The following is a 24,839-nucleotide window of genomic DNA, read 5'->3' on the forward strand; positions in this document are numbered from 1 at the left end:
CAACTACGCCCATCAGGTTAGCCCTTCCGCCCCTAGACGCCACCCCAACCCCGACCACCGGCTCGCGTGCCTCGCCAGTGCTTCGCGGATCACCGCTTCGCCACCGGCCACGTGCAGTTCGCGGCGGGCGCGGGTAAGGCCGGTGTAAACCAGTTCGCGCGAGAGCACGCGGTTGGTGCGGGCGGGGAGCAGCAGCCAGACGGTGTCGAACTCCGAGCCCTGGGCCTTGTGCACGGTCATGGCGAAAGCGGATTCGTGCGCGGGCAGGGCGGCGGGATGGAAGGCGCGTGGCTGGGCCGGGTCGTCGCCGGGGAACCAGGCGGCGAGCGCGCCCTGTTCGTCCCTCAGGCAGATGCCGATATCGCCATTGAACAGGCGGTGGCGGTAGCTGTTCTCGGTGACGATGAGCAGTTGGCCGTGGAAGTGGCCCTGCCCGGCGGCGCGGGGCAGGCCGGCGCCCTGGCTTTCCAGCAGCAGGCGTTCGATGCGTGCATTGAGCGTGCGCGCGCCCTGCGGGCCTTCGCGCACGGCGGTGAGGATGCGCAGGCGGCTGGAGAGTGCCAGCGCCTGTGCGGGCGTGGTCGCGGTCGCCAACGCTTGCCAGTGGGCGAGCAAGGCGTCCTGCTGGGTTTGCAGCGGGTCGGCGAGGTTTTCGTGGAAGTGGACGTTGGACAGTTCGCCGGCGCGCAGCAGGGCGAGCGTGGTGTCGACATCGCCTGCGCGCACGGCGTCGGCGAGGGGAGCGAGTTGCAGCGACTCGCTCTGGCGCCAGCCACGCTGGAGATGGACGCGGATGCCGGAAAACGTTTCCTGCGTGCCCGGGTGCGGGTCGCTGCCTTCGCCGGGACGATGGGCGATCCCGTCGATGGCGGCGGCGAGGATGGCGGACAGGACGTCGCCCGCCTCCACCGAGGGCAGCTGATCCGGATCGCCCAGCAGCACCAGCCGTGAGCCGTCGGGGATGGCGTCGACCAGCTTGGCCATCAGTGGCAGATCGACCATGGAGGCTTCGTCCACGACCACGACGTCGAACGGCAAGGGATGATCGGCGTCGTGGCGGAAGCGCGGTGAGTCGGGAATCGTGCCGAGCAGGCGATGCAGGGTGGTGCCGGTGGTGGGCAATGCGGAAAGCAGGTCGGCGTCGATGCCGGCGGCGGCCAGTGCCTGGATGGCATGGCGCACGCTTTCGGCCATGCGCTCGGCGGCGCGTCCGGTGGGCGCGGCCAGGGCGATGCGCGGCAGCGGGTGGCCGACATCGCGCGCCTGTGCCGCGAGCAGCACCAGCAGGCGCGCGGTGGTAGTGGTCTTGCCGGTGCCGGGGCCGCCAGTGACGAGCAGGAGGCTGTGATGGAGGGCGAGGGTGGCGGCCAGTGCCTGGTGATCGATGGTCGTGTTGCCCCCATCCGCCCTTCGGGCACCTTCCCCCGCAGGCGGGGGAAGGGATTTGTTGGGTTCAGCACCAAATTGCTCTTCCGCGAATAGAGGAAGTGTCTGATTCTTCTCTACCTTGAGCCCTTCCCCCGCGTGCGGGGAAAGGGTTGGGATGGGGACACCCGGAAACAGCCGAACAAACAACGCATCAAGCGCGGACACTTCTCCCGCATCAACTCGATGCGCCGCGATACGCCGCAGACCCTCCGCCAGTTGGCGTTCGTATTCGCGATAACGACGCAGGTAGAGCAGTCCCCGCTCCAGCACCAGCGGTGCATGCGGATCGGAAACGGCGACCGGATCATCCGGGGTGGCAACCCAGCGCGACGCCGCCAGTTGCGAAGCCCACGTGTCCGCTGCCGGCCAGACGATATCGGCATCCGTCTCCAGCAGTGCCTGCGGCTGCGCGAGCAATAGCCCGGCATGGCCCTTGGACACGGCGAGCGAGGCGAACGCGGTGGCGGCGAGGACGTCGTCGGGAGTGTCGCGATCGAGACGGCGCAGGCTCTGGGCGAGCGCGTGATCGAGGGTGCGCAGGTGGCCGGCTTGCCAGAGGTTGGCGAGGAGGTTGTGGGTGTTCATGCGCGATCACCTGCGCGGTTGCCCCCACCCCGGCCCTCCCCCGCTTGCGGGGGAGGGGGCAGATCGCGGGACGATGGAACGGAGCCGGCGAACAAGGCATCGAGTGCATGGACGAGTTCGGGAGCGAAGCGTTGGGCGTGGACGCCAGGCGAGGGATCCCGGGTGAGATCCATGCCGCGGCAGAACAGGTAGCGCACGCCGCCGAAGTCGCGTACATAGTCATAGGCCTCGCCCAGCCGGAAACGCAGCCAGCGGTGCAGGGCCAGCGTGTAGATCAGCGCCTGCAGGTCGTATTCGCTGTGCGCCATCGCCTGCTGCATCGAGGCGGTGTCATAGCCGGGCAACTGGTTGGACTTGTAGTCCAGCACGTACCAGCGTCCGTCCCGGCAATAGGTCAGATCGATCAGGCCGGTCATCAGGCCTTCCAGCCGCTGGCGCAGGCCGAACGCGTGCCGCTGGCGCAGCACGCCATGCTCGTGCAGCAACGCGAGCAGCGCGGTGACCGGCGTGGAGGTCATGGCGAAATGGAATTCGATTTCCGCGCGGCGCATGTTCGGCGGCAGGTCGGCGAGGCGACCGCCTTCGGGCATCACCGTGCCCAGGGTATGGCCGATCAGCGGCACCAGCACGGCGAGGCCGTCGGCGACATCGGCTTCGGCATAGCCACCCGCGCGCAGGGCGTCGGCGATGATCCGGTCCTGTCCGGCGGGCGCATCGTCGCCGGGTCGCCAGTCGCGCCAGGCAGCGAAGTCGGCGTCTTCCAGCGCGGCGTGCATGACCACGCCGAAGTGGCTGCCGGCGAAACGCGGATCGGCGGTGAAGACGGAAGCGGCGGTTTCGGCGCCGGCTTCGTCGACGTCGGCCACGCGGGTTTCGTCCTCGCCGCCGGGGTCGGCCTGGGTGGCGGCGGCCAGCGGGTCGGCGCCGGATTCGGCGTGGGCGAGCTGGGTGAAGCTGTAGACCCACCAGTCGGCGGCGATACGGCGGCGGGCGATGCGCGCGGGCGCCACGCCGGCGTCGTGTTCGGCAGGCAGGCGTGGCGGCGGCGGTTCGGCCGGGCCTTCGACGATGCGGACATCGGCGTGCCCGCGCAGCGATTCGGCGCCGGCCAGCAGCGGCGCGAGGCGACTCCTGGCGAAGTCGGTGATGTCGCCCGCCGCGATCCACAGCGCATGCTCGGCGCGGGTGAGGCCGACATAGAGCAGGCGTGCGTCCTCGGCCTGGCCATCGCCGGAAGCCGCGTCGCCGGCGGCCTTCCACGCCGGATCCTCCTTGTCGATGCGCCAGCGCAACACGCGGCGGCCGCCTTCGTGCAGCACGCGGTAGCGGCCACTGTCCGGACGGCGCGTGCCGATGCCGGTGAAGGGCAGGTACACCAGCGGGTACTCCAGGCCCTTGCTCTTGTGCAGGGTGACGATCTGCACGCGGAGCGCGTCCGATTCCAGTCGCAGCAGCTGGGTCTCGTCGTCGGGATCGGCGTTGGCGATGCGCGCCTGCAACCAGTCGAGCAGGCCGTGCAGGCCGAGCGTGTGCGCGGCGGCTTCCTGCAACTGTTCGCCCAACTGCAGGTAGTTGGTCATGCGGCGCTCGCCGTCGATCAGGCCAAGCAGGCGTTCGGCCTGTTCGGCGCACAGGTCGGACACCAGCGCGAACGGACCGCTGCGCTGCCAGCGCTCGCGCCAGTGCAGCAGACGGGCCTGGTGGTGCCGCTGCGCGTCACCTTCGGTTTCCAGCGCGGCAATCGCGTGGGCGTCCTCGCCCAGCAGCACGGTGGACAACGCGGTGCGCAGGCGGCCGCTGTCGGCCGGTTGCAGCAGCGCCAGCAGCAGGGTGCGCAGTTCATCGGCTTCGGTGGTCTCGAACAGGCTCTGCTTGCCGGCGGCGACGGCGGGCACGCCGGCGCGGGCGAGCGCCTGCTGCATGCGGGTGGCGTCGCGGTGGTTGCGCACCAGCACGGCGATGTCGCCGGGACGCACCGGACGGCCGTCGAGCAGCGCGCGGCCTTCGCGCGCGTCGTTCAATACGCGATGGATCTCGGCCACGCAGGCGGCGGTGGCGGCGTCGCGCGAGCCGTCGGCGCCGAGCGGCTGGCCATCCGCCTGGCGCAGCAGGCGCAGGGTCAACGCGGGCGCCGGTTCGCCATCGCGCAGATAGTCGGCGTCACCGCGCTTGCCGCCGGCATGCACGGGTTCGAACTGGATGCCGGGATGGAGAAAGGCGTCCTGCCCCGCCTCCCGCGCGCCGTCGTACAGCGCCTGGACGGCGCGCAGCACGCCGGGGCGCGAGCGGAAGTTGTGATCCAGCCGCGGCGCCTCGTCGGCTTCACCGCGCGCGAGCAGGTAGGTGGCCACGTCGCCGCCGCGGAAACCGTAGATGGCCTGCTTGGGATCGCCAATCAGGAATAGCGCCGGCACGTCGCCGATCGCGCGCACCTCGTCCGAGTCGCCGAACACCCGCGCGAAGATGCGCCATTGGCGCTCGTCGGTGTCCTGGAATTCATCCACCAGCGCGACCCGGTACTGCGCGCGCAACCGCGCCACCAGCGCTTGCCGGTGCGGACCTTCCAGCGCTTCGGCGACGCCTTCGATCAGATCATCGTAGGTTCGCACGCGACGCAGCCGCCTGAGCGCGTCCAGGCGCTGGCGCGCCTCGGCGCGCAGGCGGTGCAGCAGGGCCGTGCGTTGCAGCAGCTGCACCCGCTGCCAGGCCGCATCGGCCTCGCACCAATCGCGCAAGGCGTCGAACAACGGCGACGCCGGCGCGCCGGCACCCTGCCCTTCCTTGCAGAAGCCGGCCAACGCGTCCGGCAACAGCTTCTGCACGTGGGTTTTGTCGGTGCGTGGCCAGTCGCCCAGCCGCGTGCCCGCCTGGAGTTCCTCGAACGCCTTGTCGAAGCTCGGCCGCTTCGCGCGCCGGCCATCGAACACCTTGTTGTCGAACGCAGCCGCAATCGCCGCGCGTGCGTCGGCCTGATGGTTGGTGATGGCCTGGATCAGATTCGCGGCGCGGGCCGCGCGCACGGCCTGTGTTTCAGCCTGCGCCCGCGGATCGGCATCGGGCGGTACCTGCGGATACAGCGGCAACGGTCCGCACAGCGCCGGCAGATCCCCGGCGAGCGCATCCGGTCCGTTCCACAGGCCCACCAGCGCGTCGGCGTCGGCCGGATCGGCCGCGTGCGCGCGCCACAGATCGGCGGCGACCTCGGCGTACAGATCGCGTGCGTTGCCGAGCAGTTCGAACGCATCGAAGCCCTGCCCGGTTTCCAGCGCGTGTTCGCGCAGCACGCGCGCGCAGAAACCGTGGATGGTGAAGATCGCGGCCAGATCGGTTTCCTCCGCCGCGATGCGCAGGCGGCGGGACAACTGGTCGGGAGTTTCCTCGCCGCGTTCGAGCTGGCGCTGGAGAATGCCGCGGGTCAGCGCGGCCTCGTGGCTGTCGTCGTTGCCGGCGAGCGTGCCGACGAGGCCGGCGGCCAGCGACAGGCGTTCGCGGATGCGCTTGCGCAGTTCCTGGGTGGCGGCCTCGGTGTAGGTCACCGCCAGCACCTGGCCCATGCGCAGGCGCTGTTCGACGATCAGGCGGGTGAACAGGGTGGCGAGCGTGTAGGTCTTGCCGGTGCCGGCGCTGGCTTCGATCAGCTGCACGCCATCGAGCGCGCGGGTCAGGTAGGCATCGGCCGCGGGCATGGTCGCGCTCATGCGGCGTCTCCTTCGCCGACGTCGCGATCGCGCGCATGGCCGCGCCGCACGAGGTCGTAGATCACCAGGCTGGTGTCTTCCAGCTGGCGATAGTCGGCTTCGTTGGCGAACGGGTCCCGACCGCGCAGTGCGAGCCGGATCGCCTCGCCCTCCCCTTCGGCCCAGCCGCCGTTGCCGTCGCCGTGCCAGCGCTTCCAGGCAACGCCGCGACGCTTCTCCGGATCGGCGTTCCAGATGTCCCAGCCGGTATAGGGCGCGAACCACAGCGGTTCGCGCAGGCCCCGGGCGTGCAGGGAAAGCAGTTGCCGCAGCGCATCGCGCGCCTGTGCCTCGTCCGGCGCGTCGATCACGTACGGGCCCGGACCATCGCCGCCGTCATGGAACTGCACCAGCGGCAGTCGCGCGCCGGCCGCGTTGGCGAGCAGCCAATCCAGGCCCCAGCGCAGCGCGGCGTTGCCGTTGATCGGGTCCGCGCGCATCCGCACCAGGCCGCGCGGATGCACGTCGGCGACGCGACCGTGCAGCTGCACATCGTCAATGCGGATCTCATAGCGCGCGGAGGTGACGACGTCGTTCGCCAGCCAGTCGCGGCGCGCCTGCGCGAACGGGCGGATTTCCGCGAGCAGGGTTTCGAACTGGCGTTCGCCCAGCGCGCCGGAAGGCAGCAGCGCGCGGGCACGCAGGCGGGCGCGCAGGCCGGGCTCCTCGCCGGCGTCGAGCGCCTCGATCACCGCCTGTTGCAGGGCGGCGCGCTCCAGCCCGCGGCCGGGCAGCACCAGCGGTTCGACATCCTCGGCCTGTTCGATCGGCTCCGGCAGCCGCAGACCCAGCCGCTGGGCGAGGAACTGGCCGTGCGGATCGGCGAAGAAACGACGCAGCGTGTCCAGCGACAATTCGGTGGCGGGCGTGTCCAGTGCCGGCAGCGGGCCGGCCAGCCACGGCGACAACGCGGCGCGCGCGCCACCCAGACGATCCGCGGCCGGACGCCATTGCGCGCGATAACTGAAGCGGCGTGGTTCGTCGCCACCGAAGGCCGCCGGCGCGAACGGCTGCAAGGGATGCTGCACGACCAGCGCTTTCCGCGCGGCCGGGTCGGCGTGGTACGCCGCCGCCGCGTCCAGCAGTTCGCTGACCAGCACCGAAGGCTCGCGGGCGCTGCCGTCGCGCGGATCCGCGCCCTGGTAGCTGAGGTAGAACACATCCTGCGCGGCCGCGAACAGTTGCAGGAACAGGTAGCGATCGTCCTCGCGGGTGGAGCGGTCGCCATGCCGGCGGCGCTCGGTGCCCAGTTCGGCGGTGAGGCGGTTGAGGCCGGCGGCCGGATCCCGGTGCGGGAACTCGCCGTCGTTCATGCCGAGCAGGCAGGTCACCCGGAATGGCAACAGCCGCATCGGCACCATCCGGCCCACGCTGATGCCGCCGGTGAGCAGCGGCGCGCGGGTGTCGGCTTCCGAGAGCAGTTCGGTGAAGTGCGCGCGCACCACTTCCGCCGGCACCTCGGCGTCGTGGCCGGCGGCCTCGGCGTCGCGGGCGAAGCGATCAATCAGCGTGCGCAGGCGATCCAGCGCGCGTTGCGCGCGCGGCGCAGCCGGGCGCTCCGGCAGCAGCGCGTCGAGCAGGCGCAACAGGCGTTCGCGCCACTGCGCGGGCGCCAGCGCCTGGCCCAGGTCGCGGCGCTGGCGGGCCAGTTCGCGCAGCAGGCGGATCAGGGTGTCGAGCGCATCGAGCGCGCCGCCTTCCAGCTCCGTCCACGGCGCGACCCCGGCGATCTCGTCCGCGGCGCCGCTGGCGTGGCCCAGCAACAGCCGATCCAGCGCGAACTGCCAGGTGTAGGCGTCGTCGGCGGGCGCAGCGGACGCGGCGCGGTGCGCGGCGTCCAGGCCCCAGCGCGCGCCGGCCGCGCGCAGCCAGCCATGCAGGCGCTCGATGGCGTCGGTGTCCAGCTCGGCGGCCTCGGCCACCGGCGCGCTGGCCAGAAGATCGAGGATCTCGTCCAGGCCGAAGCGCGAGATCGGCAGCGCCAGCAGCCGCAGGAAGACCTCGGCCAGCGGTTCGCTGGCCAGCGGACTGGTGTCGGCCAGCGCCCACGGCAGCGCGTCGGCGTGGCCTTCACCGCCGAATACCGCGTCAAGGTAGGGCACGTAGGGATCGATGTCCGGCGCCAGCACCGCGATCTCGCGCGGCTGCAGCGGCGGATCGAATCGTTTGTCGTCCAGCAGCGCGCGCAGTTGGTCATGCAGTACCTGCACTTCCCGCAGGCGGGTGTGGCAGGCGTGGATCTGCAGGCCGGGATCCTGGCGATCCACCTGCCCGCGCGGCGGACCGGATGGCGCGGGACGACGATGGAACAGATCCCGCTGCATGCGGTGCAGCAGGCTGTCGGACAGACCGCCCTCGGCCAGGGTGGGCGCGGGGTCCTGTTCGGGATCGGCATAGGCGGCGATTTCGCCGGCCGGATGCACGACTTCGTAACTGCCGAGCACGGCCATGAAATCGCGACCGGCCGCGCCCCAGGCCTGCAACAGCGGGTTCTCGCCGGCTTGCCCGGCAAAGGGATCGGCCACGCCCGCGCGCAGGCGTTCGCCCAGTGTCTGCAGATCGCCCCAATACGCCTGGGTGGGCGTGGGCAGATAGAAATGCAGGGTGCCGGCGCGCGCCTGGGTGGCGACCACGCGCAGCACGTCGGGCGAAATATTGAGGGTGGCGAAGGCGAACAGGCGCCCCGGCAAGCCGGCCGGCAGCGCCGAGTCGGGGCCGGCGAAGCGATCGAGATATTGCTGGATGCGGCGCGCGCGATGTTCGCGCCCGGCGGCGATGTGCCGCCACAGCAGCGCCTGCGGATCTTCCGGATCGGCGCCGGCTTCCCAGCGCAGCAGCCAGTCGCGACGCCAGGCCTGGTACTTCTCGAACACCCCGGCCAGCTCGCCGGCCAGCGCCCATGGCTTCACCGGGTCGCGACCGGCCAGATAGGCGCGCAGCGCCGCCAGCGCGGGCCGCGCCAGCAGCGCCGGATCGGTCAGCGCCGCGTACAGGCGCCAGCGCAGGCCGGCCGCGTCCAGATCCTCGCCTTCGCCGGGCACGTTGGCGGCCAGCGCGCGGGCGACGAATTCGCCAGGGGTCAGGAATTCCAGGTTCGCCGCCACCCCGTGTTCGGCCGCCAGCGTGGCCTGCAGCCAGCGCCGCATCGCCACCTGCGGAATCAGCACCAGCTCCGGCGCCAGCAACGGCTGTCCGGGCACGGGCCGGCGCAGCTCGGCCGCCAACAGGCCCGCCAGCACGTCCAGGGAATTGGAGTGGTAGAGGCGGAAGTCGGGCATCGCGGCGTCGGGCATCCGGCTATCTTGCCGCAGCGGACCCGTGGCGCCGAGCCGGATCCGATCCGGCGGCCCGCGGGGCCCGCGGGGCCCGCGCGATGGGATTGTCTTTCCCGCCGGAAACCGGCTCCGTCGGTCCAGGTTTCCGGCACAATACCTGTACCGGTCAGTTCGGTTTTGTTCAGCCGCCAGCCGCGAAGCTTCCTCGTTGCTTTTCCGTTAAGCGCCCGCCCCCGCCATGACATCCGCCGACACACCCGCCGTGCGCCTGTCCGATGTCCGCCTCGATCGCGGCGGACGCGCCATCCTGCGCGACATCGCGCTGACGGTGCCGCGCGGCAGCATCACCGCCGTGCTCGGTCCCAGCGGCAGCGGCAAGTCCACCCTGCTGGCGGCGCTGACCGGCGAACTGCCGCCGGCCGCGGGCCAGGTGGAAGTGTTCGGCCAGGCCGTGCCGCGCCGCAGCCACGCGCTGCTGGAGATGCGCAAGGGTATCGGTGTGCTGTTGCAGGGCAATGGCCTGCTCACCGATCTGACCGTGGCCGAGAACGTGGCGCTGCCGCTGCGCACCCACACCCGGCTGGCCGCGCCGCTGATCCGGCGCCTGGTCGAGTTCAAGTTGAACGCGGTCGGCCTGCGCGCCGCCGCCGATCTGTATCCGCGCGAACTGTCCGGCGGCATGGCCCGCCGGGTCGCGCTGGCGCGCGCCCTGGCGCTGGATCCGCCGCTGATGATCTACGACGAGCCGCTGACCGGACTGGATCCCATCGCCAGCGGCGTGATCATGAGCCTGATCCAGCGCCTCAACGACACCCTGGGGCTGACCAGCATCATCGTCACCCACCACGTCCACGAAACCCTGCCGATCGCCGACCAGGCGCTGGTGATCGCCAACGGCGGCCTGGTGTTCACCGGTACGCCGGCCGAACTGGAGAACACCGGCGACCCGCTGGTGCGCCAGTTCCTGCGCGGCGAACCGGATGGCCCGATCGCATTCGATGCGGTCAAGCGCGTGGGGGAAGCCGCTTGAAGCCGGGAAGCGGGAAGCGGGAAGCGGGAATCGAAGCCGTGCACGGCCGCCTTGCCGCACTCATAAATAGCCCCCTCCCCCGCGACGCGGGGGAGGGTTGGGGTGGGGGCAGGGATGAAGACGTATTCGTCCAGGTTCCTGCATTTGCCCCCATCCGCCCTTCGGGCACCTTCCCCCGCCAGCGGGGGAAGGGACTGCGGCCTAAGGGAGGGATCCACTGATGCCGTTCATTGCCGCCACCCGTTCGCTTGGCCGTGCGGGGCTGTTCTCGCTGTCGGTGTTCCGGGCCTCGGCGCCGACCCGTGATTTCTTCGCCGAGCTGACCCGCGAGATCTACAAGATCGGCGGGCGCTCGTTGCCGATCATCGCGGTCGGCGGCGCGTTCGTGGGGCTGGTGCTGACCCTGCAGGGCTATCGCACCCTGACCACGTTCGGCGCCTCCGACGCGCTGTCGACGCTGCTGGGCCTGTCGCTGTACCGCGAACTGGGTCCGGTGCTGACCGCGCTGCTGTTCATCGGCCGCGCCGGCAGTTCGATTGCCGCCGAGCTGGGCCTGATGCGCGCCACCGATCAGATCAAGGCGCTCGAGCTGATGGCCATCGATCCGGTCGCCAAGGCGGTCGCGCCGCGCTTCTGGGCGGCGGTGCTGACGGTACCACTGCTGACCGGTTTCTTCTGCAGCCTGGCGATCAGCGCCAGCTACTTCGAAGCCGTGCACGTGCTGGGCCTGGACAACGGCACGTTCTGGTCCGCGTTGCAGAACAGCGTGGATTTCTGGGACGACTTCGGCGTGGCGCTGCTGAAGTCGGCGGTGTTCGGCGGCACCAGCGCGCTGGTCGCGGCCTACGTGGGCTACCACGCCGAACCGACCATCGAGGGCACCTCGGTGGCGACCACCCGCGCGGTGGTGAACGCCTCACTGCTGGTGCTGATGTTCAATTTCGTCCTTTCCGCCCTGCTTTTCCGGAGTTGATGCCATGGCCGTCCGTGGACCCCGTCTCGAATTCGCCGTCGGCGCCTTCCTGCTGCTGGCCCTGGCCTCGCTGCTGGTGCTGGCGATCGCCTCCACCAACAAGCGCTTCGGCATCGGTGGCGGCAGCTACGAGCTGAAGGCGCGCTTCACCAACCTGGGCCAGCTGCGCAAGCAGGCGCCGGTCAAGATCGGCGGCGTGGTGGTCGGCCAGGTGGCCGACATTCAGCTGGATCCGGTCAAGTTCGAGTCCATCGTCACCCTGTCGCTGGATACCAAGTTCAAGGATCTGCCCGCCGATACCTCCGCCGGCATCTTCACCAGCGGCCTGCTGGGTGAGAACTACGTCGGCCTGTCGCCCGGCGGCGATCCGGAAGTACTGAAGCCCGGCGAGGAAATCGCCTTCACCCAACCGGCCGTGGATCTGTTGCAGCTGGCCGGCAAATACATGTTCAGCGGCGGCGGCAGCGCCGGCAGCAGCCCCCCCGGCGAAGAAGCCGCTCCGCCCGCACAACCGACGGAAGAACAAACCCAGCCATGAAAACGATCATGAAACGTTCCCTCCTGCCGTTCGCCTTGGCCACCGCGCTGCTTGCAGGCGTGCCGGTGCTCGCCAGCGCGCAGACCGCCACCGCCCAGGCCGCGCCGAGTTCGGCCAGCCAGGTGGTGCTGACCAACAGCTCGCGCATCATCGGCACGCTGGAAAAGCGCCGTGCCGAGTTCAAGGCCAACCCGGCCACCCTGCGCCAGTACGTGTCCGGCGAGTTCAACAACCTGTTCGACCGCGAGTACGCGGCCCGGCTGGTGCTGGGCATCCACGGACGCGGCGCCAGCGACGCCGACGTCAAGACTTTCGCCGACGCGCTCGGCGACAGCCTGATGACCCGTTACGGTTCGGCGCTGCTCGACTTCAATACCCAGCTGAAGGTGCGGGTGAAGTCCGAGTCCGCCCTGCCCGGCGGACGCGGCGTGAAGGTCGCCAGCGAGATGCTGCGCCCGGACGGCGAGCCGATTCCGGTGGATTACCTGCTGCGCCAGGCGGGCGGCAAGTGGAAGGTGTTCGACGTGATGGTGGAGGGCGTCTCGTTCGTGCAGACGTTCAAGACCCAGTTCGACACCCCGCTGCGGCAAAAATCGATCAGCCAGGTCGCCGCCGACCTCCGTGCCGGCAAGTTGCAGACCAATGCCAGCGCCAGCGGCAAGAAGTGACGCCGGCGTCGCCCGCGAGGGCGACGCGCTGGTATTCCGCGGTGCGCTGGATCGCGCCGCGGCGGTCGCGCTGTGGCCGCAACTGGCCAAGGCCACCGGCGTGCAACGCATCGTCCTGACCAATGTCACTACCGTGGATAGCGCCGGCTTGGCATTGTTGGCCGAACTGGCCGCGCAGGTACGCGCGTCCGGCGGCGTGCTGGCCATCGAAGGCCAGCCTGCCGGCTTCACCGAACTGTGTGCCGCGTACCGCCTGACGCCGGGACTGGAGTTCCCGGCCTGACCCTCTCCCCCCGAGATTCCAAGGAAACGGGATGAACACCTTCCGACTCTGCACCGTGCTCCTGTTCGCCGCGCTGGCCACGGCCTGCGCGTCGGCGCCGAAGACGGCCTCCGCTCCGGATCCCGCCGCCGGCGCCACCGTGATCGACGGTAGCGCACCGGTGGCCGCCGCCGAAGCCGCACCTTCGTCCTCGACCGAAATCGCACCGGATCCCGGCGCCACGGTTCCGCCGGTGGAAGTGCCGGCCACTGCCGCGACCACCGATGCCGATGCGCCGGCCACCAGTGCCGAAGACGACTTCGCCGCCATCTACGGCGGTGCGGTGGCAGACCCCACCCTGCCCGCCGCGGTGTCATCGCCGGCGGTGTACGACCCGTGGGAGAAGTTCAACCGCAAGGTGCACCGCTTCAACAACGCGGTGGATCGCGCGGTCGCGCGCCCGCTGGCCCGCGCCTATTCCAACGTGGTGCCGCGGCCGATGCGACTGGGCGTGAGCAATTTCTTCGACAACCTGACCCAGCCGCTGGCCGCCATCAACCACCTGTTGCAGGGCCGCCCCAAGTACGCCGGCCAGGCGCTGGGCCGGTTCCTGTTGAACTCCACGCTGGGCATCGGCGGCATTTTCGATCCGGCTTCCGACGCGAAGCTGCCCCGTCGCAGCGAGGATTTCGGCCAGACCCTGGGCGTCTGGGGCTGGAAGAAGTCGCGCTACGTGGAACTGCCGTTCTTCGGCCCGCGCACCGTGCGCGACGTGTTCGGCCTGGCTGGCGACATTCCGCTCAGTCCGGTGCGCTACATCGAGGACGACAAGACCCGCATCTTCCTGCAGGGCCTGAACCTGGTGGACACCCGCGCCCAGCTGCTGTCGCTGGACAGCCTGCGCGAAGGCGCGGTCGACGACTACACCCTGGTCCGCGATTCGTGGATGCAGCGCCGCGCCTATCAGATCGAGGGCACCCGCTCGCAGGATCAGGACCAGTCTCTGCCGGACTACCTCAACGACGAGGATCCGGATCCGACCGTTCCGGCCAACGCCATGCCGATGCCGGAGATCACTCCGGGCGGCTGAGGCTCTCCGCGACCGACGTTGGTCGCGAAGCGGATCTCCCGCAAAGAAAACCGGCGCAATGCGCCGGTTTTTTGTTTTTCCAACCGGTTCCGGATGGCTTCCTGTGGGAGCGGCGTCAGTCGCGAGTTTTGGGGTTCCGAACGTTGGAACAATCGCGACTGACGTCGCTCCCACAGGGATGGGCCCAGGGGTCGAGGCTATTCCGCCTCGTCGGCGCCGAGCAGCTTCTGGCTGTCCTCGCCGGGCAGGGCTTCGACGTTGCGCAGCTGGCGCTCGATGGCGCGGGTGCGCACGCCGGCGGCCTTGATGCTGTTCTGCACGGTATCGAGCTGGCTGTGGGCCTTCTCCAGCACGGTGGCGAACTTGCCGAACTCGGTCTTCACCGCGCCCAGCAGGTGACGGACCTCGCTGGAGCGCTGTTCGATGGCCAGGGTGCGGAAACCCATCTGCAGGCTGTTGAGCAGCGCGGCGAGCGTGGTCGGGCCGGCCACCACGATGCGGTGTTCGCGCTGCAGGGTATCGACCAGGCCGGGCCGGCGGATCGCTTCCGCATAGAGGCCCTCGGTGGCCAGGAACATCACCGCGAAGTCGGTGGTGTGCGGCGGCACCACGTACTTTTCGTTGATTGACTTGGCCTGCACCTTGATCGCGCGTTCGAGCTGCGCGCCCGCGCCGCGCATCGCTTCGGTGTCGCCGCGTTCCTGCGCGTCCAGCAGGCGCTCGAAATCCTCGCGCGGGAACTTGGCGTCGATCGGCAGCCACACCGGCGCCTGATCCTCGCCACGCCCGGGCAGACGGATGGCGAAGTCGACCGCTTCGCTGCTGTCCGGACGAACCCGCACGCCGCGCGCGAACTGCTCGCCGGTCAGCACCTGTTCGAGCAGGTTTTCCAGCTGCACTTCGCCCCAGCCGCCGCGATCCTTGACGTTGTTCAGCACACGCTTGAGGTCACCCACGCCGGTGGCCAACTGCTGCATTTCGCCCAGCCCACGCTGCACCTGCTCCAGCCGCTCGGACACCAGCTTGAACGAGGCGCCCAGCCGCGCTTCCAGGGTGGTCTGCAGTTTTTCATCCACCGTCTGCCGCATCTGCTCCAGCTTGGCGGTGTTGTCGGCCTGCAGTTCCTTCAGTCGCGCTTCCAGGGTGGTGCGCATCTCGCCGATGCGCAGTTCGTTGCGCTGGGTCAGTTCGGCCAGCCGCTGGCCCAGGGTGTCGGCGAAACGCTGCTGCGATTCGGCCGCTTCCAGCCGGCCTTTACGGGCATCCTCGTTCAGTGCCTCGCGCAGGACGTCCAATCGCTGGTCGGTGCGGGTGCTCAGATCGGCCAGGCTGCGACCGAAGCCCTCGATGCGGATTTCCTGCTGGCGCGACAACCCTTCCAGCTGCTCGCGCAGCTCGCCGCGCCCGTCGCGCTGTTCGTCGCGCAGCGCGCGCTCCAGTACGCCGCCCAGACGGTCCTCGGGTCGGCGCAGCAGCAACACGACCAACAACACGACGGCCGCGGCGGCGAGGATCAGGAGCAGGACGAGCAGGGTCTGGGTATCCATGGCGGACAGTGTAGCCGGGCGCGTCTCAGTCCTTGATACCAACGTCGCGGCAAACCGCCGGTGCACGCGCATGACAGGCCGGATTTTCGGGCGCAGAATCCGAGTTCCCCTGATTGAAACGAATCGCCATGCAGTGGATGGGCATCCAGGATCTCGGCACCTTCGTGGCGGCCGTGATCGTCTTCCTCGCCATTCCCGGTCCGGGCACGTTTTCGCTGCTGACGGCCACCGGCAAGGGCGGCCTGCGCGCCGGTTACGCGACCCTGGCCGGACTGGCGCTGGGCGATCAGATCCTGATGTGGCTGGCGGTGATCGGCGTGGCCGCGCTGCTGAAGGCCAATCCGGTGCTGTTCGGGCTGGTGAAGTACGCCGGCGCCGCCTATCTGATCTGGATTGGCGTGCAACTGCTGTGGCAGCGCGGCGAAGGCGCCGGTGGTCCGGTGCGGATGGAAGCCGGGCGCTATTTCCGCCAGGGCATCCTGGTCACCCTGCTGAATCCGAAGGCCATCATCTTCTACATGGCGTTCTTCCCGCTGTTCATCGATCCGGCCCACCACCAGGGCCTGGCGACCTTCGCCACGATGGCGGCGCTGATCGCGGTGATCACGCTGCTGTACTGCTCGCTGCTGATCCTGGCCGGCCACGCGATGAGCCAGCGGGTGCGCCAGCAGCCACGCCTGCGACGCTGGCTGCAATCGTTGGCGGGCGTTTTCCTGGTCGGCTTTGGCGTGCGGCTGGGCACTGGTTGAGGAGACTCCCATGGACCTGCGGATCAAGCGTGCCTACGAACCCGCCGCGCGGACGGACGGCAAGCGGATCCTGGTCGACCGGCTTTGGCCGCGCGGGGTGTCGAAGGAAAAGCTGGACGCGGAGTGGATGAAGGCGGTGGCGCCCAGCGCCGAATTGCGTACCTGGTACGGGCATGAGCCATCGCGCTGGGATGGGTTCCGGGAGCGTTACTTCGCCGAACTGGACGCCCAGCCCGAAGCATTGGCACCGCTGCGCGAGGCTTTGAAGCACGGCCGGGTGACCCTGGTCTACGGCGCGCGCGACCCCGAGCACAACCAGGCCGTGGCGCTGGCGGAGTATCTGAAGAAGCATCGCGGGCGGTAGGGTTCGGCGCCCCGGGGCAGAAGCAAATCCCCCTCGGTCCCCCTTTTTCAAAGGGGAGGAAAAGCTGGTTTCCGGCGCGGGGCTTCCCTGCATGCCCCTTTGACCAGCCATGCGGCTGTTGAAAGGCGCTTGAAAAAGGGGGCGGGCGGCCGCGTCAGCGGGTGACGGGGCTTGACCCGCATTCGGCGGTTGAGAAGCGCTTGCTTTTCGCGCCAGCATCCAGCGCTCTTCGGCAACCGTAAACCCGGACACCGGTGGTGCGCTGCCGATTGCCAGCAGGGCGACCGGCCTTTAGCCTGCACGCGCCTCGACTCATATTGCCGTCGAGCCTCACCCGGCCTGCCGGGTCCCTTCCGTATTCAAGGACACTCCATGCAGACCTGGCTCCGGCGCAAGTCCATCGATCGCGTCACCGTGCACGAGGAGGGCCGCCGGCTGGTGCCCACGCTGAGCTGGCCCCATCTGGTGGCGCTGGGCATCGGCGCGATCGTCGGGACCGGCATCTACACCCTGATCGGGGTGGGCGCGAACCTGGCCGGTCCCGCCGTGCTGCTGTCGTTCGTGGTCGCCGGCGTGGTCTGCGCCTGCGCGGCGCTGGCCTATGCCGAGATGGCGACGCTGATGCCCGCGGCCGGCAGTGCCTATACCTACAGCTACACCGTGCTGGGCGAATCCATCGCCTGGGTGGTCGGCTGGAGCCTGATCCTGGAGTACTCGCTGGTGGTCAGCACGGTCGCGGTGGGCTGGTCGGGTTACGCGGTCGGCTTCCTGAAAGGCATGGGCGTTGATTTGCCGACCATGCTGACCGTCGGTCCGCACGCAGGCGGCCTGATCAACCTGCCGGCGGTGCTGATCACCTTCGTGGTGGCCGGCCTGCTGATTGCCGGCACCCGCGAGAGCGCCACCCTCAACGCCATCCTGGTGGTGGTCAAGGTGATCGCGCTGGCGGTGTTCGTCGCCATCGCGCTGCCGCAGTTCGATGCGGCCCACCTGGAACCCTTCATGCCCTACGGCTTCGTCAAGTCGATGGGTGCGGACGGCGTCGAGCGCGGGGTGATGGCCGCGGCGGCGATCATCTTCTTCGCCTTCTACGGCTTCGATGCGATCTCCACCGCCGCGGAAGAAACCAAGAATCCCGGTCGGGATCTTTCGATCGGCATCGTCGGCTCGATGATTGGCTGCACCCTGATCTACATCGTGGTCGCCGCCGCCGCGGTCGGCGCGATGAGCTACACCGTGTTCGGCCAGAGCCCGGAACCGCTGGCGCTGATCCTGCGCGAACTGGGCCAGGGCACCGCCGCCAAGGTCATCGCCGGCGCCGCCGTGGTCGCCCTGCCGACTGTGCTGCTGGCGTTCCTGTACGGCCAGAGCCGCATCTTCTTCGTGATGTCGCGTGACGGCCTGCTGCCGCGCGGGCTGTCCAAGGTCAACCCCCGCACCGGCACGCCGGTGGCGATCACCGTGTTCACCGCGATCCTGGTGGCCGCGCTGGCCGGCGTGGCGCGCCTGGACGAAATCGCTGCGCTGGCCAACGCCGGCACGCTGGCGGCGTTCATCGCGGTGGCGGTATGCCTGCTGGTGCTGCGCAAACGCGATCCCAACCGTCCGCGCGTGTTCCGCACGCCGGCCGCCTGGCTGGTCGGCCCGCTGGCGATCGGCGGCTGCCTGTATCTGTTCTGGAGCCTGCCGCGCACCACCCAGCTGTGGTTCCTGGCCTGGAACGCCATCGGCGTGGTGGTCTACCTGCTGTACAGCCGTCGCAGCAGCCTGCTGGCCAAGGGCAGCGACGCGTAAGCCTCGCCGCCGGCAACACGCCGGGAAGAAGCGGGCTCCGGCCCGCTTTTTTTCATGCGCGATGGCGACTGTACGCAGGCGAACGGAATGCCACCGATACCGGCCTGCTTCATTCCGCGGGGCGCGGGCGGGTAAGATGCCGCGCAGACAAACACCGCCTGGTACCCGACGTTGATCATCCATCCCAAAGTCCGCGGCTTCATCTGCACCACCACCCATCCGCTCGGTTGCGAGCTCAACGTCCGTGACCAGATCGCCGCCACGCGCGCGCAGGGCGTGCGCACGGACGGTCCGAAGAAGGTATTGGTGATTGGTGCGTCCAGTGGCTACGGGCTGGCGGCGCGCATCTCGGCGGCGTTCGGTTTCGGCGCGGACACCCTGGGCGTGTTCTTCGAGAAGCCGGGCAGCGAGAAGAAGGCCGGCACCGCCGGCTGGTACAACGCCGCCGCGTTCGACAAGTTCGCCAAGGAAGCCGGGCTCTACAGCCGTTCCATCAATGGCGACGCGTTCTCCGACGAAGCCCGCGCCCAGGTCATCGAGCTGATCAAGAACGAAATGGGTGGCCAGGTGGACCTAGTGATCTACTCGCTGGCCTCGCCGGTGCGCAGGCTGCCCTCGACCGGCGAGCTGAAGCGCTCGGCGCTCAAGCCGATCGGCGCGGCCTACACCTCCACCGCCATCGACACCAACAAGGACGCCATCATCCAGGCGACCATCGAGCCGGCGACCGAGCAGGAGATCGAGGACACGATCACCGTGATGGGCGGCCAGGACTGGGAACTGTGGATCGACGCGCTGGCCAAGGCCGGCGTGCTGGCCGACGGCGCGCGCACGGTCGCCTTCAGCTATATCGGCACCGACATCACCTGGCCGATCTACTGGCATGGCGCGCTGGGCCGGGCCAAGGTCGATCTGGACCAGACCGCGCACCGCCTGGACAAGCGCCTGGAAGCGACCGGCGGCGGTGCCAATGTCGCTGTGCTGAAGTCGGTGGTGACCCAGGCCAGCTCGGCGATTCCGGTGATGCCGCTGTACATCAGCATCGTGTTCAAGGTGATGAAGGAACTGGGCCTGCACGAAGGCACCATCGAGCAGCTCGACCGCCTGTTCCGCGATCGCATGTACCGCGCGGACGGCCAGCCGGCGCAGACCGACGACGAGAACCGCCTGCGGCTGGACGACTGGGAACTGCGTCCGGAAGTGCAGGCCAAGGCCAAGGCGCTGTGGCCGCAGATCACCAGCGAGAACCTGTTCGCGCTGACCGACTACGCCAACTACAAGCACGAATTCCTGAAGCTGTTCGGCTTCGAGCGCGATGACGTGGACTATGACGCCGACGTGGATCCGGACGTGAAGTTCGACTGCATCGAATTGTCGCCGGAAGGCTGAGGGATCAGGGAGCTTTCTTGCTTCTGCCTCCCCCTTCGGAGAAGGGGGAATGAGGGGGACTCACTGTTTGCGCGAAGAGCAAATCCCCCGTCGCCTCCGGCGCCCGCCCCCTTTTTCAAAGGGGGCTAAGTGAAAGCCTTATCGTCAGGAACCCTCTTCTTCTTCCCCCTTTGCAAAAGGGGGATTGAGGGGGATTTGCTTTCGCGCCAAGAGCAGGCGCTTCCCAACAGCCGAATGGCTGGTCAAGGGGGCTAAGAGAAACTCTATCGTCCGGAGCCCGCTTTGACCTCCCCCTTTGAAAAAGGGGGAATGAGGGGGATTTGCTTTTGCAAGGTCTCCCGCCGACCGCTCAGTCCACCACCCGGCAGAACACCGCTTTCAGGTAGCGCGATTCCTGCACGTGCGCCATGAAGGGATGGTCGGCGCCGGCGCCGGACACCTTGAGGATCTGGATGGTGCGGCCGGAGAAGTAGGCCGCGCGGCGCAGCATGTCGAGGAACTGTTCCTCGCTGACCAGGCCGGTGCAGGAAAAGGTCGCGAACAGGCCGCCCGGCTTGACCACGCCCAGTGCCAGCTTGTTCATGTCCAGGTATTTCTTCAGCGCCGCGATGACCTGTTCGCGATCGCGGGTCATCTTGGCCGGATCCAGGATCACCACGTCGTACTGATCGCCCCGGTTCGCCGCATCGCGCAGGTACGGGAAGATGTCGGCCTGCACGAACTTCGGCCGCACGTCGTTCAAGCGCGCGTTGCCCTTGGCGATCTCGATCACATCCTGGTCGATGTCCACGCCGACCACTTCGCTGGCGCCGCGCGCGGCCGCGTAGACGGCGAAACCGCCGGTGTTGCAGCACAGGTCCAGCACCCGCTTGCCGCCGCACTGGTGCGACAGCCATTCGCGGTTCTCGCGCTGGTCGGCGAAGAAGCCGGTCTTGTGCGCCCCTGCCGGATCGGCGCGGAACTTCACCCCGTACTCGCTGATGACGGCCGGCGGCACCGGATCGCTGCCGCGGAAATCGAAGCTCTCCTGTTTCTGGATGTGCTCCTCGGCGAAGCTGTAGAAGCGCGCGCCGGGGAACTGTTCCTGCAGGGCCTCGTAGATCCACTCGCGGTGGCGGAACATGCCGGCGCTGAAGAACTCGACCACCAGCAGGTCGCCGTAACGATCCACCACCAGGCCCGACAGACCGTCGCCCTCGGCGTGGACCACCCGCCAGGCGTCGGTGGTCGCGTCCAGCTTGAGCACGTCACGCCGCAGCGACACCGCCTCGGCGATCTTGCGCGAGAACCAGCCGGCGTCGATCGGAACCTCCGGATGGGTCTCCAGGATACGCACGGCGATGCGCGAATGGCCGTTGTAGAAGCCCCGGCCGATCCACTCGCCGTCCACCCCGACCACGTCGACGATGCTGCCCGGCTTGGGCTTCTGGACGGGCTTCTCCACCAGTTTCTGGAAAATCCACGGGTGGCTGGAGCGCCAGGCGTTCTTGAGGCGTACGACGGGGAGCGGGCTGTTCATGAACGCCATTTTACATTTCCCGTTGACCGGCCCGGCCCCTTGCCCTGAAAATCGCCGCCAGAAGGGGAGTAGCTCCCAACGTGCCGGCCGTCATTTCGAGCGTTCACGCTCCGGTCCCACGGCAGCCAGAGACCTGGCTGTGAGCGAGACCTTCGCCGCAACGGCGAAGATCTGCCCCGGAGTCCCCCCGATCCCGTGCATGCCTGTCGCCCTGCGGCCTGGACTTGACTCTTTCCGACGGGACTTTCGATGCAAACGATAGGCAATCCATGGTTGTGGGCCGGCTTCGCCGGCGTGGTGGTGATCGCGCTGCTGGTCGATCTGGTGCTGATGCGCCACGGCGGCGCGCACCGGGTGACCTTCAAGGAGGCGCTGTACTGGAGCCTGGGCTGGATCGGCCTGGCGCTGCTGTTCAACGCCGGCCTGTGGTGGTACGTCAATGAAACCGCCGGCGTGGCGATGGCGAACAAGGTCGGCCTGGAATTCCTCACCGGTTACCTGGTGGAGAAATCGCTGGCTGTCGACAACATCTTCGTGTTCCTGATGCTGATGAGCTACTTCGCGGTACCGGAGGAGCAGCGCCAGCGCGTGCTGGTGATCGGCATCCTCGGCGCGATCGTCCTGCGCAGCATCCTGATCTTCGCCGGCGCCGCGCTGTTGGCCCATTTCCACTGGCTGCTGTACGTGTTCGGCGCGTTCCTGCTGCTGACCGGCGTGAAGATGTGGTTCGCCGCCGGCAAGGAGCCGGATCTGGAGCGCAACCCAGTGCTGCGCTGGATGCGCGGGCACCTGCCGCTTTCGCCCGAGTACCACGGCGAGGCACTGAGCGTCGTCCGCGACGGCAAGCGCTGGTACACCCCGCTGTTCGTGGTGCTGGTGCTGATTGGCGTCACCGACGTGATCTTCGCGGTGGACAGCATCCCGGCGATCTTCGCGATCACCGCCGATCCGTTCATCGTGCTGACCTCCAACGTGTTCGCGGTGCTGGGCCTGCGCGCGATGTTCTTCCTGCTGGCCGGCATGGCCGATCGCTTCCACCTGTTGCCCTACGGCCTGGCGGTGGTGCTGGCCTTCATCGGCACCAAGATGCTGCTGATCGACGTGTTCAAGATCCCGGTGCTGTGGTCGCTGGCTGGCGTGGCCGCGATCCTGGGCGTGACCATCGCCCTCAGCCTGGCGCGTCCGGCCAAGCCGGGCACGCACGCCTGACCGGCCGCCGGGACGGCCATCCCGTCCACGGGATGGTCTGTCCCCGGCCGCCGGCCCTTGCAAACGCGGGGGCCGGGCGCCATGCAGATTTCCATGGACCTGCATCATCCCGATCATCCGGCCTTCGATCCGGACACCCAGCGCCGGCATGACCGCCGGCGCCTGCTGTGGGCGCTGAACCTCAGCCTGGCCTTCGTGCTGCTGCTGGCGGTGGTGTTCTCGGCGCAGTCCAGCTTCGACTGGGCCCGGTTCGCCATCGCGCCGCTGCAGGTGCAAGGCCTCATCGGCATCCTGACCGCGCCGCTGCTGCACGGTTCGGTCGAGCACATCGCCGCCAACGCCACCGCCCTGCTGATGCTCGGCACCCTCGCCGGCGCGGTATACCCGCGCGCGACCGCCTGCGCCGTGCCACTGGTGTGGCTGGGCGCGGGATTGGGGCCGTGGCTGCTGGGCGATCCGGGTTCGCATCACCTCGGCGCCAGCGGCCTGACCCATGGCCTGATGTTCATGATCTTCATGCTCGGCCTGCTGCGCCGGGACCGCGCCGCGATCGCGGCCGGCATGATCGCGTTCCTGTTCTACGGCGGCATGGTGCTGAGCATTTTGCCGCAGGAACCCGGCGTGTCCTGGCAGGCGCACATGGGCGGCGCCGTCGGCGGCTTCATCGCCGCGATCCTGTTCCGCCGCCTGGACCCGCCACTGCCGCGCAAGCGCTACAGCTGGGAGGACGAGGAAGAATCGATCGCGCCAATCGACGACGAACTGGAACCCCCGGCGCCGCGCGAGGTGCCGGTGCTGTGGGTGCGCCCGCAGGACGACGGCGTGCGCGGGGTGGTCCTGCGCTTTCCGCCGCGCGAGCCGCCGGGGCAGTAAATCGTTTGCCTGTTGGGGCGATTCCACTGCGATCCGTTTTGTTGTTCGAGCGGGTCGGGAATCGCGACTGACGTCGCTCCCACATGATGGGATTCTCGGCATTGTTCCTTGTGGGAGCGACGTGAGTCGCGAGCTTTTGACTCCTCGGACGAGACGGGATTGTCGCGACTTACGTCGCTCCTACAAGGATGGATTCGTGGCACCGCTTTCTGTAGGAGCGACGTAAGTCGCGACAGCCTTTCGATGGAATGGCGAAACGCCGTCCATATCCAGGCCGCAGTCCAACCCCATGTCCTGCCGTCATCCGAACGGACATCCGGGGGCGCATGACAGTCATCGCATGACCTTCCCTTGCGAAGTAACGACGCCGCCCGGACATTCATCGCCATCGCGATTCGAGTCGCTTCCTCAATATGAAAGTAATCGTATAGTGACGGCCCCGCTTGGAGTCGCGATGAAATGAGCAGATTGATTCGGTCAGGGTGGTTGGCGCTGGCTTTCGCTTTCTCGGTCGGCGCCGTCGAAACACAGGCCGCGCAGGCGAAGGACGATTCGGGATATCGAGTGATCGGCTACGTCTCCGACGGCGAGAAGCTTCCGCCGATCAGCGCGCGCAAGCTGGACGTCATCAACTTCGCCTTTGCCCACGTCAATCCGCAACATGAAGTGTTCCTGCCCCGCGAAACCGCGGCGCGCTCGCTGGCGGGACTGACCGCGCTGCGCAAGGACAATCCGGATCTGAAGATCGTGCTGTCGGTCGGCGGCTGGGGCGCGGGAAATTTCTCCGAAGCGGCCGCCACCGAAGCGGCGCGTGCGCGCTTCGCCGACACCGCGGTCGAACTGGTGCGCCGGCATGATCTCGATGGCGTGGACATCGACTGGGAATACCCCGGCCATCCCGGGCCGGGCATCAGCTACAGCGCCGACGACAAGGCCAACTTCCCGCTGATGCTGGAGGCTGTACGCACGAAACTCGACGCGCTCGGCAAGACCCAGGGAGATCGGTATTACCTGCTGACCATCGCGGCGGCCGACGGTGACGCGGCGCGCGGCCTGGACATCCCGCGCATCTCGGCGATCCTGGACTGGATCAACCTGATGACCTACGACTTCTACGGCAGCCTCAAGCGCACCACCGGCCACCACGCCGGCCTGCGTCCGTCGCGCACGGCCGAGCCGGGCAGCCGCAACACGGTGCAGGCGGTGGAGGAGTTCCTCGCTGGCGGCACGCCGCCACGCAAGCTGCACGTCGGCCTGGCATTCTACGGCCGCACCTTCGACGAGGTGACCGACGGCAACAATGGCCTGGACCAACCGTTTGCCAGCGGCGGCGGCTTCATTTCCTGGCGGGAGATCGCCCGTTCACGGCTGAACAAGGAAGGCTACGTCCGCCATTGGGACGAGCAGGCACAGGCGGCGTGGCTGTGGAATCCGACGCTGCGCAAGATGATCAGCTACGAGGATCCGCAGGCGCTGAAAGCCAAGGTGGCCTACGTGCGCGAGAAGGGCCTGGGCGGCGTGATGTACTGGGAGCAGAGCAACGACCCGGACGAGCAGCTGCTGGATGTGACCCGCGAAGCCCTGTTCACCGACACGCCCGCGAAACGCTGAACCGCGGAAATGCCTTCTTGTGGGAGCGACGTGAGTCGCGACGGTGGTTTCCGGAGCCGATGCGCTGGAAAGGCGTCGCGACTTACGTCGCTCCCACAGGGAAGGGTTGTGAGAATCGGATGCAATGCAACACCCGAATCGCCCTTGTAGGAGCGACGTGAGTCGCGACAGCGGTTTCCGAAGCCGATGCGCTGGAAG

General features: G+C 68.5%; 18 protein-coding genes. 13 read left to right on the forward strand and 5 right to left on the reverse strand.

From position 1 onward, the window contains the following. Nucleotides 1-12: 12 nt before the first annotated feature. From recD to recC, 3 genes are read right to left on the reverse strand one after another with little or no spacing between them, the layout of a single operon-like run. A complete protein-coding gene (gene recD / locus IQ458_RS04230) occupies nucleotides 13-2,013 on the reverse strand; it encodes an exodeoxyribonuclease V subunit alpha (RefSeq protein WP_203322028.1) in 2,001 nt (666 codons plus the stop codon). Then, nucleotides 2,010-5,711 carry a UvrD-helicase domain-containing protein gene (locus IQ458_RS04235; RefSeq protein ID WP_235996615.1) on the reverse strand — a complete coding sequence of 1,234 codons (3,702 nt, stop codon included), beginning with the start codon at nucleotides 5,709-5,711 and terminating at the stop codon, nucleotides 2,010-2,012. Before IQ458_RS04235 ends, recD begins: the two co-directional genes overlap by 4 nt. Further along, nucleotides 5,708-9,043, reverse strand: a complete 3,336-nt coding sequence (gene recC, locus IQ458_RS04240; RefSeq protein ID WP_203322029.1) for an exodeoxyribonuclease V subunit gamma — start codon at nucleotides 9,041-9,043, stop codon at nucleotides 5,708-5,710. Before recC ends, IQ458_RS04235 begins: the two co-directional genes overlap by 4 nt. 220 nt (nucleotides 9,044-9,263) lie before the next feature. Here recC and IQ458_RS04245 point away from each other — a divergent pair, with 220 nt between their 5' ends. From IQ458_RS04245 to IQ458_RS04270, 6 genes are all read left to right on the forward strand, one after another. Further along, nucleotides 9,264-10,055 (forward strand): ABC transporter ATP-binding protein, encoded by a 792-nt coding sequence (locus IQ458_RS04245; RefSeq protein WP_141454891.1) that lies wholly within the window; start codon nucleotides 9,264-9,266, stop codon nucleotides 10,053-10,055. Nucleotides 10,056-10,275: 220 nt separating this feature from the next. After that, nucleotides 10,276-11,028, forward strand: coding sequence for an MlaE family lipid ABC transporter permease subunit (locus tag IQ458_RS04250; RefSeq protein WP_183639932.1), 753 nt, complete (start codon nucleotides 10,276-10,278; stop codon nucleotides 11,026-11,028). A gap of 4 nt (nucleotides 11,029-11,032) precedes the next feature. After that, nucleotides 11,033-11,566: an outer membrane lipid asymmetry maintenance protein MlaD gene (gene mlaD, locus IQ458_RS04255; protein ID WP_183639930.1), complete on the forward strand. Its 534-nt coding sequence runs from the start codon at nucleotides 11,033-11,035 to the stop codon at nucleotides 11,564-11,566. 8 nt (nucleotides 11,567-11,574) lie between these two features. Then, nucleotides 11,575-12,234, forward strand: coding sequence for an MlaC/ttg2D family ABC transporter substrate-binding protein (locus IQ458_RS04260; RefSeq protein ID WP_183639928.1), 660 nt, complete (start codon nucleotides 11,575-11,577; stop codon nucleotides 12,232-12,234). Further along, nucleotides 12,209-12,517: an STAS domain-containing protein gene (locus IQ458_RS04265; protein WP_192198249.1), complete on the forward strand. Its 309-nt coding sequence runs from the start codon at nucleotides 12,209-12,211 to the stop codon at nucleotides 12,515-12,517. Before IQ458_RS04260 ends, IQ458_RS04265 begins: the two co-directional genes overlap by 26 nt. 31 nt (nucleotides 12,518-12,548) lie before the next feature. Continuing rightward, nucleotides 12,549-13,586 (forward strand): MlaA family lipoprotein, encoded by a 1,038-nt coding sequence (locus IQ458_RS04270; RefSeq protein ID WP_203322030.1) that lies wholly within the window; start codon nucleotides 12,549-12,551, stop codon nucleotides 13,584-13,586. Between the two features lie 197 nt (nucleotides 13,587-13,783). On the opposite strand, the gene IQ458_RS04275 is transcribed toward IQ458_RS04270, so the two are convergent. After that, nucleotides 13,784-15,079, reverse strand: a complete 1,296-nt coding sequence (locus IQ458_RS04275) for a DNA recombination protein RmuC (protein WP_328805083.1) — start codon at nucleotides 15,077-15,079, stop codon at nucleotides 13,784-13,786. Between the two features lie 167 nt (nucleotides 15,080-15,246). Here IQ458_RS04275 and leuE point away from each other — a divergent pair, with 167 nt between their 5' ends. The 4 genes from leuE to fabV all read left to right on the forward strand — a co-directional run bounded on the left by leuE (nucleotide 15,247) and on the right by fabV (nucleotide 19,429). After that, nucleotides 15,247-15,882, forward strand: coding sequence for a leucine efflux protein LeuE (leuE, locus tag IQ458_RS04280; RefSeq protein WP_225562371.1), 636 nt, complete (start codon nucleotides 15,247-15,249; stop codon nucleotides 15,880-15,882). 10 nt (nucleotides 15,883-15,892) lie between these two features. Beyond that, the gene (locus tag IQ458_RS04285) at nucleotides 15,893-16,246 is read left to right on the forward strand and encodes a DUF488 domain-containing protein (RefSeq protein ID WP_192198252.1); all 354 of its coding nucleotides are present in this window, start codon (nucleotides 15,893-15,895) and stop codon (nucleotides 16,244-16,246) included. Between the two features lie 372 nt (nucleotides 16,247-16,618). Continuing rightward, entirely contained in the window at nucleotides 16,619-18,040 is a 1,422-nt protein-coding gene (locus IQ458_RS04290) for an amino acid permease (protein WP_183639919.1), read from the forward strand. A 171-nt stretch (nucleotides 18,041-18,211) separates the two neighbouring features. After that, nucleotides 18,212-19,429 carry an enoyl-ACP reductase FabV gene (gene fabV, locus IQ458_RS04295; RefSeq protein ID WP_203322031.1) on the forward strand — a complete coding sequence of 406 codons (1,218 nt, stop codon included), beginning with the start codon at nucleotides 18,212-18,214 and terminating at the stop codon, nucleotides 19,427-19,429. 349 nt (nucleotides 19,430-19,778) lie between these two features. On the opposite strand, the gene IQ458_RS04300 is transcribed toward fabV, so the two are convergent. Then, nucleotides 19,779-20,948 (reverse strand): class I SAM-dependent rRNA methyltransferase, encoded by a 1,170-nt coding sequence (locus tag IQ458_RS04300; RefSeq protein WP_203322032.1) that lies wholly within the window; start codon nucleotides 20,946-20,948, stop codon nucleotides 19,779-19,781. A gap of 249 nt (nucleotides 20,949-21,197) precedes the next feature. Between IQ458_RS04300 and IQ458_RS04305 the strand changes: the two genes are divergently transcribed. The 3 genes from IQ458_RS04305 (at nucleotide 21,198) to IQ458_RS04315 (ending at nucleotide 24,641) form a co-directional block, all read left to right on the forward strand. After that, nucleotides 21,198-22,157, forward strand: a complete 960-nt coding sequence (locus IQ458_RS04305) for a TerC family protein (RefSeq protein ID WP_183639913.1) — start codon at nucleotides 21,198-21,200, stop codon at nucleotides 22,155-22,157. Between the two features lie 93 nt (nucleotides 22,158-22,250). Then, nucleotides 22,251-23,030 carry a rhomboid family intramembrane serine protease gene (locus IQ458_RS04310; RefSeq protein ID WP_203322033.1) on the forward strand — a complete coding sequence of 260 codons (780 nt, stop codon included), beginning with the start codon at nucleotides 22,251-22,253 and terminating at the stop codon, nucleotides 23,028-23,030. 459 nt (nucleotides 23,031-23,489) lie between these two features. Then, nucleotides 23,490-24,641 carry a glycoside hydrolase family 18 protein gene (locus tag IQ458_RS04315; protein WP_203322034.1) on the forward strand — a complete coding sequence of 384 codons (1,152 nt, stop codon included), beginning with the start codon at nucleotides 23,490-23,492 and terminating at the stop codon, nucleotides 24,639-24,641. Nucleotides 24,642-24,839: the final 198 nt, after the last annotated feature.

Source organism: Pseudoxanthomonas beigongshangi, from assembly GCF_016820515.1.
Classification (GTDB): domain Bacteria; phylum Pseudomonadota; class Gammaproteobacteria; order Xanthomonadales; family Xanthomonadaceae; genus Pseudoxanthomonas_A; species Pseudoxanthomonas_A beigongshangi.

Excerpts from the sequence above, each read along its gene's own strand:
- recD (WP_203322028.1), bottom strand. The coding sequence starts at position 2,013 with ATGAACACCCACAACCTCCTCGCCAACCTCTGGCAAGCCGGCCACCTG.
- IQ458_RS04260 (WP_183639928.1), top strand. The coding sequence starts at position 11,575 with ATGAAACGTTCCCTCCTGCCGTTCGCCTTGGCCACCGCGCTGCTTGCA.
- IQ458_RS04235 (WP_235996615.1), bottom strand. The coding sequence starts at position 5,711 with ATGAGCGCGACCATGCCCGCGGCCGATGCCTACCTGACCCGCGCGCTC.
- mlaD (WP_183639930.1), top strand. The coding sequence starts at position 11,033 with ATGGCCGTCCGTGGACCCCGTCTCGAATTCGCCGTCGGCGCCTTCCTG.
- IQ458_RS04285 (WP_192198252.1), top strand. The coding sequence starts at position 15,893 with ATGGACCTGCGGATCAAGCGTGCCTACGAACCCGCCGCGCGGACGGAC.
- IQ458_RS04290 (WP_183639919.1), top strand. The coding sequence starts at position 16,619 with ATGCAGACCTGGCTCCGGCGCAAGTCCATCGATCGCGTCACCGTGCAC.
- IQ458_RS04300 (WP_203322032.1), bottom strand. The coding sequence starts at position 20,948 with ATGAACAGCCCGCTCCCCGTCGTACGCCTCAAGAACGCCTGGCGCTCC.
- IQ458_RS04245 (WP_141454891.1), top strand. The coding sequence starts at position 9,264 with ATGACATCCGCCGACACACCCGCCGTGCGCCTGTCCGATGTCCGCCTC.
- IQ458_RS04265 (WP_192198249.1), top strand. The coding sequence starts at position 12,209 with ATGCCAGCGCCAGCGGCAAGAAGTGACGCCGGCGTCGCCCGCGAGGGC.
- IQ458_RS04250 (WP_183639932.1), top strand. The coding sequence starts at position 10,276 with ATGCCGTTCATTGCCGCCACCCGTTCGCTTGGCCGTGCGGGGCTGTTC.
- IQ458_RS04305 (WP_183639913.1), top strand. The coding sequence starts at position 21,198 with ATGCAAACGATAGGCAATCCATGGTTGTGGGCCGGCTTCGCCGGCGTG.
- recC (WP_203322029.1), bottom strand. The coding sequence starts at position 9,043 with ATGCCCGACGCCGCGATGCCCGACTTCCGCCTCTACCACTCCAATTCC.
- IQ458_RS04315 (WP_203322034.1), top strand. The coding sequence starts at position 23,490 with ATGAGCAGATTGATTCGGTCAGGGTGGTTGGCGCTGGCTTTCGCTTTC.
- IQ458_RS04310 (WP_203322033.1), top strand. The coding sequence starts at position 22,251 with ATGGACCTGCATCATCCCGATCATCCGGCCTTCGATCCGGACACCCAG.
- IQ458_RS04270 (WP_203322030.1), top strand. The coding sequence starts at position 12,549 with ATGAACACCTTCCGACTCTGCACCGTGCTCCTGTTCGCCGCGCTGGCC.